This window comes from Propionibacterium cyclohexanicum, from assembly GCF_900111365.1.
Lineage (GTDB): Bacteria > Actinomycetota > Actinomycetes > Propionibacteriales > Propionibacteriaceae > Propionibacterium > Propionibacterium cyclohexanicum.
In genome coordinates, this window is record NZ_FOGZ01000037.1 from 1 (window position 1) to 15,740 (window position 15,740).

Here is a 15,740-nt window from a genome sequence, read left to right on the forward strand (position 1 = left end):
TACCTCGCACCCGTCGACTACGCTCGGCAATGCACCCATCAATCGGAAACCGACGACTCGCACAGCGACCGGACCGAATGAAGGGGGCGGCCCAGTCCGACAGTGGCGTCACAGCGTTGAGGGCTCGCGCGCTCACTGTCGGGCATCGTCGGGAAATGACCGAAAGAGGCCCAGTGCGGGGACGGCGCATGACGCAGGATGGCCAACCACCACGGCCGTCTCCCCAGACCCGAACCGCGGTGTCCAGGCGTGTGACCGGCGGGGCCGGGTAGAGCGTGCACGCCGGCCCCGCGGTCGGATGGTCTGGTTGGGCGATCAGTTGCTGAGGTGGCTCTTGGCGGTGGTCAGGAGGTCGTGGGGGTCGATCCACATGGAGGGGTAGTCGCCCTGCCAGACCTTGTTGCCCGACTTGTCGATGAGGACGAAGCCGTGGCCGGGCAGGTCGGCGTGCATGCCTTTGCCCAAGGTGTCGTAGGCCTTGGAGACGGTGCCGTCGTCGAGCAGGTAGGGGGTCTTGACGCCGTAGGTGTCGAGGTCGGGCTGGATCTGGGCCTTGGTGTTCATGACGATGGGTAACACGGTGATGCCGGACTTCTGGAAGGCCGGGTCCTTCTCGATCGTGGCCATCTGCTGGGTGCAGGCTCCGCAGCCTGCTCCCTCGTTGAAGTACAGCAGTACGGGCCTGCCCCTGTAGTCGGACAGGGACACCGTGGTTCCGGCGGTGGTGGTCAGGCTGAACTGGGGTGCGGTGCCGCTGGTTGCGCCGTTCTTCGGTCGCGCGCTCCACAGGCCGAGGCCGATGATGACGACCGCGATCACGGCGGCGAGTGCTCCGAGCAGCCGGCGGGTGCGGCGCCGTTTGGCCTGGGCCAGCGCATCGGCGTGTTGTTGCTGGTGCAGCTGTTCGCGGCGGCTGCTGGTGCGGGGGTTGCGCGTGGTGCTCATGCGGGTGTCCTGACGTTGGTGTGGTGCTGGTCGTGGCAGTGGGCGTGGTCCGCGGAACCGGTGGGGGTGTGCGTGTCGTGGCGCCGCTCGCGCAGCGTGAACCAGACGAACGCGGCGGCGACGGCGAGCAGCGCCAGGCCGAGGACCGGGTCGGGGATGGGTGCGAGCACGGTGAGGATCCGGCGGGCGGTGTCGCTGACCCAGGCGCCGGCGGCACGCTGGAACCAGTTGCCGGGGCCGGTCATTGTCCTTGCCTGGGCGAGGACGATGACCCAGATGCCCATCACCCAGAAGGCGACGGCGACGAGGAGGTTGATGCTGGTGGTGTGGATGTCGCGTCCGGCCATGCGCAGGTGGAGGGGATGCGCCTTGCCCCAGCGGCGCTGGCTGAGGTTCGCGGCGTCCCACACCAGCGCCATCACGAACAGCGGGATGACCATGCCGAACACGAACGCCAGCCCCAGCATCAGCCCACCGACAGGATTGCTGGACAGGGCCGAGAGGGTCATGACTCCGGCCAGGACGGGGGCGCAGCAGCTGGAGGCGATGCCGGAGAACACGCCGAGGCTGAAGAAGGTGGCCGAGTCGCCGCGGCCGGTGGCTGGGGCGCGCAGCATGGACGGCATCGACCACATCCGCCCGGACAGGGCCAGGACGCCGAGGCCGATCATCAGCAGCCCACCGGCCCAGTAGAGCGGCTGGTGGTACTTGGCGATGGCGCCGGAGATGAGGCTGACGCCCAGGGTGATCGGCACCAGCACGACGGCGAGCCCGGCAGCGAACACGAAGGTCAGCGGCAGCAGCCGCCAGCGGTTGTTCTTGACTGCCGCGGCGAGGTAGGAGGGCGCGAGGAACACGATGCAGCAGGGCGCGAACAGTGCGACCATGCCGGCGAAGAAGGCGGCCAGGATGCTGCCGGTGGCGAGCAGGTCGGTTCCCATCATCGCCGCCCGGCGCTACTGGTGAGCTTGTCGAGCTTGCGGCGCGGCAGCCTGCCGGCGCTGAAGAACTCGCCATCGACCAAGACCAGCGGGAAGAGGGCCGGGCGGTGGCGGGTGACCAGGTCGAGGCCCTCGTCGGACTCCGCGTCGACCTCGCGCACCGCGACCTGCCCGGCGGTGGCGCGGCGGCCCAACTCGCCGCGGGCGTCCTCGCACAGGTGGCAGCCCGGTGCGCTGACCAGCGTCACGTCCAACGGGGCCGGGGTGGGGGCGCCGGTCGTGCCCGGCGCGTTCAACAACGTTTTCACGGCTCCACACTCGTCGCCGCATGTTGCGGCGGCCCTGCCGCGACGGTCAAGGTTTGCTCAATCCCACGCCGGCCATCCGGTGCTCCACCACGTGGTGTCGTCAGCGCCAGCGCAGTGGACCGGTCGAGGGGGACGAGCCGCGCGTTCGGCGGCTCACCAGCCCAGTGCCTGGGGGATCATGTACAGCCCGAAACCGATCACGACGACGGAAAGCCCAGTGCACACCCAGCGATAGGGGCCGTGCATGCGGTGTTCTGCGGGCAGCGCCTTCGCCTCGAGCAGCAGCAGGAAGGTCAGCGTGACGGGCAGCAGCAGCGCGTTCATCACCTCGACGTCCACCGCAAGACTGACGAGGTCGACGCTGGCGAGCACCAGCACAGCCCCGACCACGTGGGCGAGGATGTAGACGGCGTAGAACTTCCAGTTGCCCCGGTTGAGGGATTCGTTGAGGCTGTGCCGCCACCGCAGCACCTCGGCCAGCCCCCACGACCCGGCCAGGGACACCACGAGTGCAGCCACGAGCGCGCCGCCCAGCACCGCAACCCCCACCAGCACATCGGCGACACCGGTACCCGTCGCCGGCGCCAGGCCATGCGCGAGGTCCGCCACGCTGTTGAGCGGGGCGCCTCGCCGCGTGGTGAACACGGTGGCAGCGAAGGCGACCACCACGACGATCATGATCACCTGGGTCAACACGGACCCGACAGCGGTGTCCCGACGCTCATCCGCCAGCTGGTCGCGCCGCAGGCCCTTGTCCACGATCGCGCTCTGCTGGTAGAAGATCATCCACGGCATCACCACGGCACCGATGTTGGCGGCCAGCAGGAACAGGTAGGACGCATGGTGCACCGGGAACTGGCGCAGGCCGTGGGACAGGTCCGACCAGCGCGGGTGGGCCAGCAGCATCGCCGGGATGAAGGCCAGCTCCCCCAGCCCGACGACGATCCCGATCCGCTCCACCCGCGCGTACCCTCGCGTGAAACAGACTCCCACCAGTGCAGCGGTCGCCACGGGAATCGTGACGGTGCGGGGGATGCCGAACAGTTCACCCACGCCGGCCACGCCGACGAACTCCGTCAGCAGGGCGCCGATCGCCGAGATGAACAAGGTGGCGCCGGAGAACCATGCCCATCCCGTGCCGAAGTGCTCACGGATGAGGGTGCCGTGCCCTTTGCCGGTGACCACACCAAGTCGGACGGTGATCTCCTGGACCATGAACAGGATGGGGATCAGGGCGATCTGGGGCAGCACCATCGCGTACCCCCACTGCGCGCCGGACTGGGCCGCGGTGATCAGGCATCCAGCATCGGTGTCGGCGGGCATGACGATCAGGCCCGGCCCCCACAGCGCGGACAGGCGCCCCCGTGAGCGGACCCGGGCGGAAGGCAGGGCAGCAGCGCTCATGAGAACAAGTTAGGTAAGCCTTACCTAAATAGCAAGCAATGGCGCCCCGTCCTCAGATGGGCGTCCCGTACTGGGCTGCCAAGAGCGCTGCCTGGACGTCGAGCGGCGTCACCTGCCCGCCGCGACATCGTGGACCATGGCCACCAACGTGGTGGCACGCACCTCCCCGAGCACCCGCGCGGCGGCGTCCCTGCCGGTCGACGACCAGGGTGCTGGGGATCGCCTTCGGCGGCACGGACCGCAGCCGCAGCAGCAGCGCACCGTCGGGGTCGTACAGGCTCGGGTAGCCGATCCTCGCGTTGCGGACGAACGCCTGCGCGGCGGCCTTGTTGGTGTCGCGGGTGTCGATACCGACGAACTGCGCCACTCCCGTGGTCTTCGCTGACGCCGCGACCAGTTGCGGGGCCTCGTGCCGGCACGGCGGGCACCAGGAGCCCCACACGTTGAGCACGATGACCTTTCCTTTGTACTGGGACAGGTCGAGCGGGTTGCCGTCCAGGGTGGTGCCCGACAGGCTGGGCAGCGGCGTGCGCTGGGCGGGGTCGACGAGGGTGACGGTGCCGTCCCCGGCGGCGAAACCGTCCTCGGCCCTCACACCGGTGCTGGAGGAGCAGCCCGCGAGCGCGGCCGCCGCCCCGGCCCCGGACAGGGCGAGCGACGCGCGGCCGAACAGCGCACGGCGCGTCAGGCCGCTCATCGCGTCGTCCCCGTGGTGGGGACGCACTGGCCGAACCCGGCGTGGAGGTCGTTCCGCCGTCCGCATCCGGCCGGCGCCATGCCCGATGGGCCCGGGGCGGGGGCGTGGTGCAAGGTGCTCATGGCCCCACTGTGGCCGGCGCAGGTTGTGGCGGGACTGCCGTGACGGTCAAGGTTCGCTCAAGTCTTCGTTTGGCTGGACGCACAGCTGGGGCCCCCGCCCGGTGGACGGGGGCCCCAGCCTGGGGGTCGGTCAGCGGTGATGACGCAAGCGCAGCGAGTTGGTGATCACGCTGACCGAGCTGAGGGCCATGGCTGCTGCCGCGATGATGGGCGACAGGAGCCATCCGAAGGCGGGGTACAGCACCCCGGCGGCCAGCGGGATGCCGACCACGTTGTAGATGAACGCGAACACCAGGTTCTGGCGGATGTTGCGCATCGTGTCGACCGACAGGTCGCGGGCCTTGACCAGGGCGGCCAGGTCGCCGCCGAGCAGGGTCACGTCGGAGCTCTCGATGGCCACGTCGGTGCCGGTTCCCATGGCCACGCCCACGTCGGCCGCGGCAAGGGCGGGCGCGTCGTTGACGCCGTCACCGGCCATGGCGACCTTGTGGCCCTGGGCCTGCAGCGCCTGCACGTGACCGTGTTTCTGGTCGGGCAGCACGTCGGCGATCACCTCGTCGATGTGCAGCTCGTCGGCGATGGCCCGTGCGGTGGTGGCGTTGTCGCCGGTGAGCATGACGACCCTCATGCCGCGGCGTCGCAGGTCCTCGATCGCGCCGGCGGTGGTCGGCTTGAGGGGGTCGGCGATGGCCAGCACGCTGGCGGGCCGGTCGTCGACGGCCACGACGATGGCGGTGGCGCCGCGGCGGCGGTAGGCCTCCACCACGGGGGCCAGGGCGTGGGTGTCGATGGCCTGGGTGTCGAGGAAGGCGGGGCTTCCGACGACCACGTGGTGGCCGTCCACGGTGGCGCTGACCCCGCCGCCGGGGAAGGCGGCGAAGTCGACGGCCGCAGCCACCGGCCGGCCCGCCTCGCGGGCGGCGTCGACCACGGCCCGCGCCAGCGGGTGCTCGGAGCCGGCCTCGACGGCGGCGGCCAGCGCGAGGACCGTCGCGGGGTCGTGGCCGTCGACCGCCTGCTGGTCGACCAGGCTGGGCCGGCCCTGGGTGAGGGTGCCGGTCTTGTCGACCACCAGGGTGTCGATCTTCTGCAGCCGCTCCAGCGCCTCGGCGTTCTTGACCAGCACGCCCTCGCCGGCGCCGCGGCCGACACCGACCATGATCGACATGGGGGTGGCCAGGCCCAGCGCGCAGGGGCAGGCGATGATCAGGACGCTGACGGCGGCGACGATCGCGAACGGCAGCCGCGGCTGCGGCCCGACCGCGAACCAGATCCCGAAGGCGGCCAGCGCGATGACGATGACGACCGGCACGAACACGGCCGAGATCCTGTCGACCAGACCCTGGATGGGTGCGCGGGACCGCTGCGCCTGGGAGACCAGGTCGACGATGCGGGCCAGGGTGGAGTCGGCGCCCAGGCCGGTGGCCTCCACGACCATGCTGCCGCCGTTGGCGATGGTGCCGCCGATGACGCGGTCACCGGTGTTCTTGTCGACGGGGACAGGCTCGCCGGTGATCATGGACTCGTCCACGTAGGCGTGCCCGTCGACGACGGTGCCGTCGGCGGGCACCTTCTCGCCGGGACGCACCCGGCACCGGTCGCCCAGCTGCAGGTCGGCGGCCGGCACGTCGGTCTCGGTGCCGTCGGCCTCGATGCGGTGGGCGGTGGCCGGTGAGAGGTCCAGCAGCGCGCGGATCGCCCCGGAGGTCTGGTCACGGGCCCGCAGCTCGAGGACCTGGCCGAGCAGCACGAGGGTGACGATGACCGCGGCCGCCTCGAAGTAGGTGCCGATCCGCCCGTCAGCGCCGCGCATGCTCGCCGGGAACAGCCCCGGCGCCAGGACCGCGACCAGGCTGTACAGCCAGGACGCGCCGACACCCAGCGACACCAGGGTGAACATGTTCAGGTGGCGGCTGGCCACCGACTTGGCGCCGCGCACGAAGAACGGCCAGCCCGCCCACCACACCACCGGCACGGACAGCACCAGCTCCACCCACGGGGCGACGGTGGCGGGCAGCAGCCCGCGCATCGCCGGCACCAGCTGCGGGCCCATGGTGAGGACCACCAGCGGCACGGTCAGCACCGCCGCGAGCCGGAACCGGCGCCGCATGTCGACCAGCTCAGGGTTCGGGCCGTCGTCCAGCCCGGCGGAGACCGGTTCGAGCGCCATCCCGCAGATCGGGCAGTCGCCGGGCCCGTCACGGCGGATCTCCGGGTGCATCGGGCAGGTCCAGCTCCCCGCACGGGTCCCGTCGTGCGCCACTGTCCCCACCTGCTCACCGGAAGCGTGCTGGTGGCCGGAAGCGTGCTGGTGATCGTGCTGCTGGGCGGCCGGCGCGTCCCCGCCGTCGGCGGGTTGGAGGAACATGCCGCACTTGGGGCAGCGTCCGGGGTGGTCGCTGGTGACCTCGGGGTGCATCGGGCAGGTCCACGTGCCGGTGTCCTGCGGCTCGGCCACCAGCTGCAGGGGCGGGGCGGCGGCGTCCTGGGCCGCGGCGGCCTCGAGGAACATGCCGCACTTCGGGCAGCGTCCGGGCTGGTCGCTGGTGACCTCCGGGTGCATGGGGCACGTGTAGTGGGTGGCGATGGTCTGGTCGTGGATGGCTGCGGTGGTGGCCGAGTGGTTCATGGTTGCTCCTCGATGCGGGTGTCGCGGGCGGGTAGGCCGCGGGGTGGTGGTCAGTGACGGGAGCCGTGGTCCATCATGCGCATCATCAGCCCCATCATGACCATGCAGCCGATGGCCGGCACCAGGGCGGCCAGCGCCCCTCCTGCCCCGATGCTGGAACGGCCCGCCCACAGGTAGGCGCCCACGACGAGCAGCATCGGTGCGCACATGAGCAGGTGCATCAGGTGGTGGCCCTTGCCGTGCTGGTGGGCGGCGCCGTGCTGGTGGCCGCCGTGCGGCTGGAGCGGCTGTCCTCCCACTGCGGCGGGGTCTTGGTCCAGCACGGGTCCGGTGAGGGGTTCACGCGGCGTGGTGGCGAAGGAACGGGGGGTCTGGTCGGGGCTGGTGTACATGGCTTCTCCTGTGTGCCTGGGGCTGTGCTGCCCTCACCCACAACACTGCCGGTCCTCGCTCAAGACACGACCCTTGCTTTGGTCAAGCTTCCCCACATGTTGGTCAAGATTCGGCCAAGCCGTGCCCGGGCGGCACGGCGGCGAGGCACGCGGGGGCATGGCGGTGGCGCGGCCCCGGGTGGGGCCGCGCCACGGTCGGGTTCGGCCGGTTCAGGCGGCGGTGGGCGGGTGCGCGGGTGGGCGCAGCGCCCCGGCGGGGCGGCTGGTGGGCACCACGTGCAGGGTCGCGGCCTGTTCGGCGTCCAGGGCGGGTTGGTAGCGCAGCCAGACGGTGCCGTGGGCGAGGCTGTGCGTAGCCTGCTCGTCGCGTGTCGGGTGGTCGATGATGCTGCAGGCTGCGGTGGCGCCATGGTGGCCGGCGTGGTGGGGCTCGGCGTGGCTGTGCCCGGGGGCGGTGGCGGCCGTCGGGCGGGCGCTTGCCCAGCCCGTGGTGGGCGGCCGGGCCAGTGCGGCGGCGGGCCCGGCCTGGCTGGTGGCCCAGGTGACCATGGCGAGGGTGGTGGCTCCTGCCAGGGTGCCGGTGGCGCCCAGCAGTCGGTGGGCGTAGCGGCGGGCCTGCTGCTTGCGTGCCCAGTTCTCGGCCCACTGGAGGCGGGCGCTGGCGTGCTGTGGTGGGTGGACGGTGCCGGGGGTGGTGTCCATGGCGGGGTTTCTGTCGGTGGTGTGGCCGGATGGGGTCAGTAGCGCAGGCTGGTCATCATCCCGACCTCTGCGTGGTAGATGTTGTGGCAGTGCAGCATCCAGGTGCCCGGGTTGTCGGCCTGCAGGTCTGCCTGGATCGTCTGCATCGGGGGGATCAGGACGGTGTCCTTGCGCAGCCCGTTGCTGCCCGGCAAGGCCCAGGTGTGGCCGTGGATGTGCATCGGGTGGGCCATCATCGTCATGTTCGTCATGGTCAGGCGCACCCGCTGTCCCCGGGTGGCGCGCAGCGGGGTGTCCTCGCCGAACTTCTTGCCGTTCAAACCCCAGCCGTAGGGGTCCATCTGCCCGTTCAGCTGTACCTCGAGGGTCTGGTCGGGGTTGCGGTCGGGCAGCTTCTCGGACGGGGCGGGCGCCAGCTGGGTGGCCAGCAGCGCCGTGCTGGACAGCTCCGCGATGGTCGCGGTGGGGGCGGGGACGCTGCCCGAGCCGGTGCGCACGATGGCGCGGGCCGGGGTGCCCTTCTTGCCCTCCGGGGCGGCGGCCAGCACGAACACGCCGTCACCGAGGGTGACGGTGGCGTCGAGGCGTTCGCCCATCGCCAGGTACACGCTGGTGGCCTTCGTGGGCGTGACGGGGTAGCCGTCGGCGTGGGTGACGGTCAGGACGTGGCCGGACAGTGCGATCTTGAAGATCGTGTCGGAGCCGGCGTTGATGATCCGCAGCCGGACCTTGTCCCCGGGCTTGCCGGTCAACGTCCGCGGTGCGGCGGGGACACGGCCGTTGAGGACGTAGTGCGGGTAGGTGACGTCTCCGGCATCCCCCAGCGGGGAACTGGCCATGCCACTGGAACCGGCCATGCTGCCCATGCCGCTGGAACTGGCGCTGGGCATGCTGCTGGAGCCGTCCATCCCACCCATGCCGCCCATGCCGCCGGAGCTCGGCATGCTGGAACCATGCATGCCGCCCATGCTGCCCATGCCGGTGGAGACGGGCCCGTTCTGCTTCTTGAACGCGGCGAGGATGTCGTCGGGGCTCTTGCCGATGCCGTCGGTCCAGTCGTCCAGGGTGATGATCCACTCGCGGTCGTAGTCGCCCGGTTCGCGGGGGTCGTCGATGATGAGAGGGGCGTGGAGGCCGCGGTCGATCTGCACGCCGCTGTGCGGGTGGAAGAAGTAGGTGCCCGGGTCGGGGGCCACGAACTCGTAGGTGAACCGGGTGCCGGGATCGATCGGTTGCTGGGTGACGCCGGGCACCCCGTCGCTGGCGTTGCGCAGGGCGATGCCGTGCCAGTGCACCGAGGTGGAGGCGGGCAGCTTGTTGTCGACGCGGATCCGCAGCAGGTCGCCGGCGGTGGCGCGCAGCACCGGGGTGTCGAGCTCGTCGTGGTAGGCCCAGGTGGTGGCCTTGACGCCGCCCAGGTCGAGGGTGAGCTGGCGGGGGGTGAGGGTCTTGGTGACGGTGTGGGCGCCACTGCTGGGGCTCAGCGGGCTCTGGGTGGGCAGTGCCAGGGGCGAGGTAGAGCCGCTGGCGGAGGCGGAGGAGCCGGTCTTGAGTCCGCAGGCGCTCAGGGCGCCCGTGGAGGCGACCCCGAGACCGGCGAGCAGGACCTGACGGCGTGACATGGTGTTCATGTCTTCGATGGTGGCGTGCCGTTGTCAAGACATGGCCCCCGTGTTGGTGAAGATCTGCTCAAGGTGTGCCGGCCGGGCATGGCTGCGCCCCGGACCGGGGCGGTCCGGGGCGCAGCGCCGGGATGGTCCCTGCCCGGCGGGCGGGCAGGGGGTGGAGGTCAGTGGCAGGAGCGGCGGCCGGTGCCGTGCCCGGCGTGCCGGGCGTCGGCGGGGACGGCGGCGGGCTGGTGCTGGTGCGAGGGCATGAGCACCATCATCAGCATGTGCACGGGGCAGGCGAGCAGCAGCGCGTAGGCGACGGCCAGCAGCGGGCTGGCGCCGAAGGCGACCAGCACGATCCAGGTGACCAGCGCGGGTGCTGCCATGAGCAGCAGGTGACGCGAGGACGAGTGGGACATGGGAACCTCCTGTGGTGGTTGGTGTTTCCAGTCCAGCGCGCCGAGGTTGACGGTGGCCGGGGGCCGTGGTCAAGAGGTCGTCAAGAAACCAGCGGCAGTCGCAGCCGGAAGGTGGCGCCGGCGCCGGGCCCGTCACTGGCGGCGTCCAGGGTGCCGCCGTGGGCGCGGGCGATGGCGCGAGCGATGGCCAGGCCCACGCCGGTGCCGCCGTCCTGGTCGCGGGTGCGCGAGTCAGCCGCCCGGTAGAAGCGTTCGAACAGGTGGGGCAGCGCCTCGGCGCTGATACCGACACCGGTGTCGGCGACGGTCACATCGACGTGCCCGTCGTCGACGCGGCTCGAGACGCGGATGGTGTCGCCGGCACTGGTGTGCTGCAACGCGTTGCGCAGCAGGTTGTCCAGCACCTGCCCGATACGGGCCGGGTCGATGTCGGCCCTCGCCGCGTCGCCGGCGCCGAGATCCACCTGCAAACTCACGCCGGCGGACTGGCAGGGCAGCAGGAAGGCCGTGGTGGCCGCCCGGGCCACGTCGTCGACAGCGACCCTGCGCAGGTCGAGTGGGATACGTCCCTCTTCGGCCCGCGACACCTCGGAGATGTCGGCCGCCACGGCCTCGAGCCGCTGGTTTTGGCGTTGGAGCACGCCGAGGGTCTCGGGGGTGAAGTCCACTACACCGTCCTCGAGGCCCTCCAACGTCACTCGGGTCGCGGCCAGCGGGGTGCGCAGCTCGTGGCCCAGGTCGGTCAGCAATCGGCGGCGGGTGACCTCGGTGTGCGCCACCTGGTCGGCCATGTTGTTGAACTCGGCCGCGACCCGTTCCAGCTCGGCGGTCGCCGGGGGCATCTGCACCGGATGGTCGTAGTCGCCGCCGGCCACCCGGGCGGCGCCCTCCACCAGCGCGTCCAGGCCACGCGCCAGGCTCCGGTTCAACACCCACGCGGTGAACGCTGCCACCACCAGCGCCCCGGCCAGGCCCACAGCCAGCGACACGAGCCCGGCCGCGCGGAAGGCCTGCTCCGCGTGCGCCACCACCACCGGCTCGTCGTGCCGGGACTCGACCATGTGCCTGTCGAACAGCATCGGGCCGACCACGAGCGCCGTGCCGGCCACCATGAACGCCATGGTGAGCAGCACCGCGAACTGGGTCAGGACCAGCCGCCGCGACCAGGAGCCGCGTCTCACCGGCCCGAACCCATCCGGTAGCCCACGCCCCGTACCGTCACCACGAACCGGGGCGCCGACGGGTCGTCGCCCAGCTTCTTGCGCAGGTGCGCGATGTGCACGTCGACCAGGTGGTCGTCACGGCGCCAGTCCTTGCCCCACACCTCGTCGGTCAACTGCCGGCGTGACAGCACCCGGCCCGGGTTCGCCGAGATCGCGTCAAGCAGGTCGAACTCGGTGCGCGTGAGCTCCACCGGAACGTCGGCCACCAGCACCTCCCGGGCCTCCGGCCGGACCAGAAGGTCACCGAAACGGCGCTCTGAGAGCATGGCCTGGTCCCGTGCGGCGCGGGGACGGCGCAGCATCACCTGGATGCGCGCCACCAGCTCCCGCGGGCTGAACGGCTTGGTGACGTAGTCGTCCGCCCCCACCGACAGGCCCACCAAAGTGTCGACTTCGTCGGCGCGGGCGGTGAGCATCACCACGTAGCAGTCGCTGAAGGTGCGCACCTGCCGGCACACCTCCACCCCGTCCAACCCGGGAAGGCCCAGGTCGAGCACCACCACGTCGGGCCGCCACTCGCGCACCAGCTCCACCGCCTGCAGCCCGTCACCGCAGGTGCGGGTCTCCATGCCGGCCCGCTCGAGGTAGTTCTTCACCATCCCGGCCAGGACCGGCTCGTCGTCCACGACCACCACACGTGCTGTGGGTCCGCCACTCATGTCGCTTTCCTCCCGTCTGATTTGCCCAACCCGGGGCCGAGGCCCCCGGGCCTTGTCCACCGGCACCGGACTGTCGGTGTGGTCACGTGTGGCTCGCCGCCGGCGAGGGGTTCGAGCTCATCCCGGCCATCCCCTCCATGTCCCCGGTCGGATAGGTGGGGATCTCGACGCCCACCGACCCGGCCTTGATGGGTGGGGTCGTGCCGAAGCTGATGCCGTTGGGCGCCTTGCCGACCGGGATCGTCGCGGCCACCGTGTTGCTGGTCAGGTCGATCGCGGACACCGTGTCTGCGAACGTGTTCGTGACCCACGCGCGCGTGCCTGACGGATCGATCACCACCCCGTGCGGACCCGCACCCACCGGGATCGTCGCAGTCACCGCCATCGTCTGCGGGTCGATCACCGACACGTCATGGCCCGGCTCCTGCTCAGTGCCCTGGTCAGCGGCCAGCAAGCGCTTGCCGTCGGCCGACACGTACACCTGGACCGGCGCGTCGGGAACGCTGGCGCTGGCCACCACCTTCCGGGCGGCCAGGTCCACCTTCACGACCTTCTTCGGCGTGCCCAGGCTCACGTAGGCGAACCGGCTGTCAGGGGACACAGCCACCTGCACCGGGTTGGCGCCGACCGTGATCCTCGACGAGGCCAATGTGCGTGTGTCGATCACGTCGACCGTGTCGGCCTTCGCGTCCGCGACGACCACCTTCGTGCCGTCCGGGGAGGGCCGCAGTCCGTGGGGGCCAGCACCCACCCGCACGGCCGTGACGCGCTTCAACGACGGCAGCTGGTACACGTCCACCGCGTTCGCCGCGCCGCTGGTCACGTAGGCTCGCTGCCCGTCGGGGGAGGCGATCACGTGCGCGGGGTGCGCATCGGTCTGCGCGGTGGCCCGCACCGAGTACCGGGCCGGGTCCAAGGAGACGACGGCACCCGAGCCGACACTGACGGCCAGCACCGTCGACCCGTCCGGGGTCGCCTGCACGTTGTGGGGCATCGCGACGCCGTTGACCGTCGCGGCCACCGTGCTGCTGGCGGCGTCGATCGCGGTCAAGGAGTTGCCGTCCTCGTTCGCGACCCACACCGTCCCCGCCGGTCCGGTGCTCGGACGGCTGCTTGCCGGGCCAGCCGCGCTGCTCGCAGACGAGGTCCCTCCGCCCGCACCGGTCGAGGCGGAACACCCCGCCGCGACCGCCACCACCGCTGTGGCCACCCCCGCCACCGCGAGCCGGCGTCCGAGCTTCTTGCCTCGAGTCATCGATCCCCTCATTCCTGGAACAGTGCACCCGCCCCCATCGGTCGTCCCTGCCGGGCGGCAGGAACCCTGCGGAGGGCAGGAATCTCAGCGCACCATACGCTGCCTGCAGCAACCCTGCTCGACCGGCACGGAGATCGCCTGACCTATTCGTCAAGGAACGGTGAAGAAACCGCACGCCAGCCGCCGCGCCGGCCCACAGCCCAGCCCCCGTCCCAACCTTGATGGCTTCTTGACACAACAGCCACGGGTTCCGTCACACCAGCCCGCAACAGTGGAGACACAAGCACTTCGACGGAAGGAAACTCATCATGATGACCTACGCATGGAACGCACTACCGATGATGGCAGGCATGGTCCTGTTCTGGCTCGCGATCGTCGCGCTGGTCGTCTGGCTCGTCAAGGACAACCGGCCCCGCGCCGGCATCGCCAGCGCCCAGGCCGTCGACATCATCGACCAGCGCTACGCTCGCGGCGAGATCGACGAGGACCAGTGGGTGCGCATCCGCACCGGCCTGGACAAGAGGCAGTGATGACCGCCACCGCCCTCATCGAACCGCCGACCGCCACCCAACCGGCAGGAGCGCAGCCCGCCAAGGGATCCGTCCTGGCACGCGCCTGGGCCGCCATCCGCTCCGCCGTCGGCGTCCTCCTCGGCCTGGTCCCGCACGTGATGCACCACATCGGGATCATCGCCGGCGCCGCGTTCCTCACCGGGGTGTTCGGCAACAGCCTCCTGTTCGTCGTCGGCCTCGCGCTCAGCGTCCCCATGCTGCACCGCCTGCAACGGCACTACCGCACCTGGAAGGCCCCCGCCATCGGCGTCGTCGTGTTCACCGCCCTGTTCGCCCTGTCAGCCTTCGTGATCGGCCCCGCGATCAGCTCACCCAAGAACACCACCCCCGCCCCCACGACCCAGACCATGACCCAGGACCAACACAGCCAGCACCACCATTGACCTCTCCCTGGGCAAACGCCCCTGTCGAGAGCACCGGCACAACATGCACAAGGGCATCAGGCCACAAGAAGAACAGCCGCGGGCATGGCACCTTCGCGACACCGACTCCCTTCTTGCTGATGTCGATGTCGCTCTTGGCCTCAAGGCCCATGTACTCGGCCGCATCCCCCTCCGCCACGACAGCTGCCATGACCTGTCGCAGTCGCCGGTCTCCGGTCGGGACGAAGTCCGTGTCCATCGGCCGCTCCTTCTCGTTCAGGGCTATAGAGGCCCGCGCCGGCATGCTGGGCCAACACCTGCTGCGATCCTACGGGGGCCACGCGCCGCGAGCTCTCACTCGGTGACGGCAGGGCTGACATGCACCGACGCCAGCCCACGGCATCACAGCAGCCCAGGGAGGCACTCGACCCTCGGCCGGCATCTCGACCGGGGTCGGATCACGAGGAGCGCCCCGGCCCAAGAAGTTTCGCGAGCCGCTTCTGCACCCCGCTGCCCTCACGATCCTCGGCGGGGCAGTGGTCCAGCCACCGCTGCAGTACAGCGATCTCCTCCTCACGTTGTTTGAGCTTGCGGTGGATGATCGCCGCTTGGATCGTGTACCACGGTGCCGGCTCCCCGAACCGGGCATCGCCCTCGGCTCCTTCAATGGCGATGTAGCAGAGCTTCAAGGCTGCCTCGAGCTGTCCCTCTCGCTTCAGCTGCTCGATCGGACCGACCGTCTCGAGATAGTGGATGCCGTGCTCGCTGCCAGCCACGAAGTCTTCGCCTCGCTGACCGCCCTCAACCAACGCCTCCCGAACCATGGTTCGGGCCCTGAAGGCGGTCTCCCCGGAGCGTTCCTTTGCTGTGACTGGAGGGCGGTGTTCGGCGCTGTACTCCCACTGCGGGGCGTCGTCGCCGAGCCAGGCCCACGCGTCCAGTCGAGGCCCCTTCGCCGTCTGAGCGGCGCACAGCTGCACCGGGATCCCCACCTGGGCTCCTATGGGCAGGTTGACCCGATCGGTTGCATGCCCTGCCAAAGCGCCGATCCAGTGCCCTTGGTAGATGACGTCCAATGCTTCGGGACGTTGGTCGTCAGCAGCGACGTGTTCAAGGGTGCCCACGTCTTCGAGGTAGCCGTCATGGTCCCGCAAGAGGGCAAGTGCCACCTGTTGCGCATGTGGCCGGCAGAAGGTGGTCGGGCCCACCACCTGCTGCAGCTTCGCGACCTCGTCGGTGCTGATGACGCTGAGCCCGGGGCCCCGGGCATCACTGGCCTCGGGCGCCACCAAGAGGATCTCCTCCCGGCTCAAGCGGTCGCCTGTCTGCCCGCCCAACAGACGTGAAAACAGACCCATGGCCATCTCCCGACGCTCGTGGCTGCCCCGGAGGCCAACAGTAGGGGTGGGCTGACCCCGTCTGGTAGGTCCGGTGGTTGTGTGAGTCGTCCTGTTGCCCGGGGGTCCGGGCAGGGAGACTGGTCAGATCATGACGAACAGC

The 15,740-nt window shown here is 70.6% G+C and carries 15 protein-coding genes and 1 pseudogene; 2 read left to right on the top strand and 14 right to left on the bottom strand.

Features of this window, described 5'->3' with window-relative positions:
• Positions 1-315: 315 nt before the first annotated feature.
• The 13 genes and pseudogenes from BMX93_RS12065 to BMX93_RS12125 all read right to left on the bottom strand — a co-directional run bounded on the left by BMX93_RS12065 (position 316) and on the right by BMX93_RS12125 (position 13,102).
• Complete coding sequence (locus tag BMX93_RS12065; protein WP_025402400.1) at positions 316-945, bottom strand: peroxiredoxin family protein; 630 nt, start codon at positions 943-945, stop codon at positions 316-318.
• Positions 942-1,889, bottom strand: a complete 948-nt coding sequence (locus BMX93_RS12070) for a cytochrome c biogenesis CcdA family protein (protein ID WP_224209229.1) — start codon at positions 1,887-1,889, stop codon at positions 942-944. The genes BMX93_RS12065 and BMX93_RS12070 overlap by 4 nt, the downstream gene beginning before the upstream one ends.
• The gene (locus tag BMX93_RS12075) at positions 1,886-2,194 is read right to left on the bottom strand and encodes a thioredoxin domain-containing protein (RefSeq protein ID WP_025402402.1); all 309 of its coding nucleotides are present in this window, start codon (positions 2,192-2,194) and stop codon (positions 1,886-1,888) included. Before BMX93_RS12075 ends, BMX93_RS12070 begins: the two co-directional genes overlap by 4 nt.
• 153 nt (positions 2,195-2,347) lie before the next feature.
• A complete protein-coding gene (locus BMX93_RS12080) occupies positions 2,348-3,598 on the bottom strand; it encodes an NRAMP family divalent metal transporter (protein WP_091971428.1) in 1,251 nt (416 codons plus the stop codon).
• A gap of 108 nt (positions 3,599-3,706) precedes the next feature.
• Positions 3,707-4,295 (bottom strand): annotated as a pseudogene (locus tag BMX93_RS12085) (TlpA family protein disulfide reductase).
• A 252-nt stretch (positions 4,296-4,547) separates the two neighbouring features.
• The gene (locus BMX93_RS12090) at positions 4,548-7,046 is read right to left on the bottom strand and encodes a copper-transporting P-type ATPase (RefSeq protein ID WP_025402404.1); all 2,499 of its coding nucleotides are present in this window, start codon (positions 7,044-7,046) and stop codon (positions 4,548-4,550) included.
• Positions 7,047-7,096: 50 nt separating this feature from the next.
• The gene (locus BMX93_RS12095; protein WP_025402405.1) at positions 7,097-7,438 is read right to left on the bottom strand and encodes a hypothetical protein; all 342 of its coding nucleotides are present in this window, start codon (positions 7,436-7,438) and stop codon (positions 7,097-7,099) included.
• Positions 7,439-7,648: 210 nt separating this feature from the next.
• A complete protein-coding gene (locus BMX93_RS12100) occupies positions 7,649-8,140 on the bottom strand; it encodes a DUF3105 domain-containing protein (protein ID WP_025402406.1) in 492 nt (163 codons plus the stop codon).
• A 35-nt stretch (positions 8,141-8,175) separates the two neighbouring features.
• Positions 8,176-9,771, bottom strand: a complete 1,596-nt coding sequence (locus BMX93_RS12105; protein WP_080898982.1) for a multicopper oxidase family protein — start codon at positions 9,769-9,771, stop codon at positions 8,176-8,178.
• 158 nt (positions 9,772-9,929) lie between these two features.
• The gene (locus BMX93_RS12110; RefSeq protein ID WP_044657940.1) at positions 9,930-10,169 is read right to left on the bottom strand and encodes a hypothetical protein; all 240 of its coding nucleotides are present in this window, start codon (positions 10,167-10,169) and stop codon (positions 9,930-9,932) included.
• Positions 10,170-10,249: 80 nt separating this feature from the next.
• On the bottom strand, positions 10,250-11,350 hold the full coding sequence (locus tag BMX93_RS12115) for a sensor histidine kinase (protein WP_245725858.1): 1,101 nt from the start codon (positions 11,348-11,350) through the stop codon (positions 10,250-10,252).
• On the bottom strand, positions 11,347-12,051 hold the full coding sequence (locus tag BMX93_RS12120; protein ID WP_091971430.1) for a response regulator transcription factor: 705 nt from the start codon (positions 12,049-12,051) through the stop codon (positions 11,347-11,349). Before BMX93_RS12120 ends, BMX93_RS12115 begins: the two co-directional genes overlap by 4 nt.
• A gap of 82 nt (positions 12,052-12,133) precedes the next feature.
• Positions 12,134-13,102, bottom strand: coding sequence for a YncE family protein (locus BMX93_RS12125; RefSeq protein ID WP_091971431.1), 969 nt, complete (start codon positions 13,100-13,102; stop codon positions 12,134-12,136).
• A gap of 512 nt (positions 13,103-13,614) precedes the next feature.
• Here BMX93_RS12125 and BMX93_RS12135 point away from each other — a divergent pair.
• Positions 13,615-13,836 carry an SHOCT domain-containing protein gene (locus BMX93_RS12135; RefSeq protein WP_025402415.1) on the top strand — a complete coding sequence of 74 codons (222 nt, stop codon included), beginning with the start codon at positions 13,615-13,617 and terminating at the stop codon, positions 13,834-13,836.
• On the top strand, positions 13,836-14,261 hold the full coding sequence (locus tag BMX93_RS12140) for a hypothetical protein (protein WP_025402416.1): 426 nt from the start codon (positions 13,836-13,838) through the stop codon (positions 14,259-14,261). Before BMX93_RS12135 ends, BMX93_RS12140 begins: the two co-directional genes overlap by 1 nt.
• Positions 14,262-14,698: 437 nt before the next feature.
• Here the strand turns inward: BMX93_RS12140 and BMX93_RS12145 are convergent, their stop codons facing one another.
• Positions 14,699-15,598, bottom strand: a complete 900-nt coding sequence (locus tag BMX93_RS12145) for a hypothetical protein (protein ID WP_143052914.1) — start codon at positions 15,596-15,598, stop codon at positions 14,699-14,701.
• Positions 15,599-15,740: the final 142 nt, after the last annotated feature.

Coding starts and splice junctions, on each gene's coding strand:
- BMX93_RS12135 (WP_025402415.1), top strand. CDS start 13,615: ATGATGACCTACGCATGGAACGCACTACCGATGATGGCAGGCATGGTC.
- BMX93_RS12110 (WP_044657940.1), bottom strand. CDS start 10,169: ATGTCCCACTCGTCCTCGCGTCACCTGCTGCTCATGGCAGCACCCGCG.
- BMX93_RS12095 (WP_025402405.1), bottom strand. CDS start 7,438: ATGTACACCAGCCCCGACCAGACCCCCCGTTCCTTCGCCACCACGCCG.
- BMX93_RS12070 (WP_224209229.1), bottom strand. CDS start 1,889: ATGATGGGAACCGACCTGCTCGCCACCGGCAGCATCCTGGCCGCCTTC.
- BMX93_RS12090 (WP_025402404.1), bottom strand. CDS start 7,046: ATGAACCACTCGGCCACCACCGCAGCCATCCACGACCAGACCATCGCC.
- BMX93_RS12140 (WP_025402416.1), top strand. CDS start 13,836: ATGACCGCCACCGCCCTCATCGAACCGCCGACCGCCACCCAACCGGCA.
- BMX93_RS12105 (WP_080898982.1), bottom strand. CDS start 9,771: ATGAACACCATGTCACGCCGTCAGGTCCTGCTCGCCGGTCTCGGGGTC.
- BMX93_RS12065 (WP_025402400.1), bottom strand. CDS start 945: ATGAGCACCACGCGCAACCCCCGCACCAGCAGCCGCCGCGAACAGCTG.
- BMX93_RS12080 (WP_091971428.1), bottom strand. CDS start 3,598: ATGAGCGCTGCTGCCCTGCCTTCCGCCCGGGTCCGCTCACGGGGGCGC.
- BMX93_RS12100 (WP_025402406.1), bottom strand. CDS start 8,140: ATGGACACCACCCCCGGCACCGTCCACCCACCACAGCACGCCAGCGCC.
- BMX93_RS12145 (WP_143052914.1), bottom strand. CDS start 15,598: ATGGGTCTGTTTTCACGTCTGTTGGGCGGGCAGACAGGCGACCGCTTG.
- BMX93_RS12120 (WP_091971430.1), bottom strand. CDS start 12,051: ATGAGTGGCGGACCCACAGCACGTGTGGTGGTCGTGGACGACGAGCCG.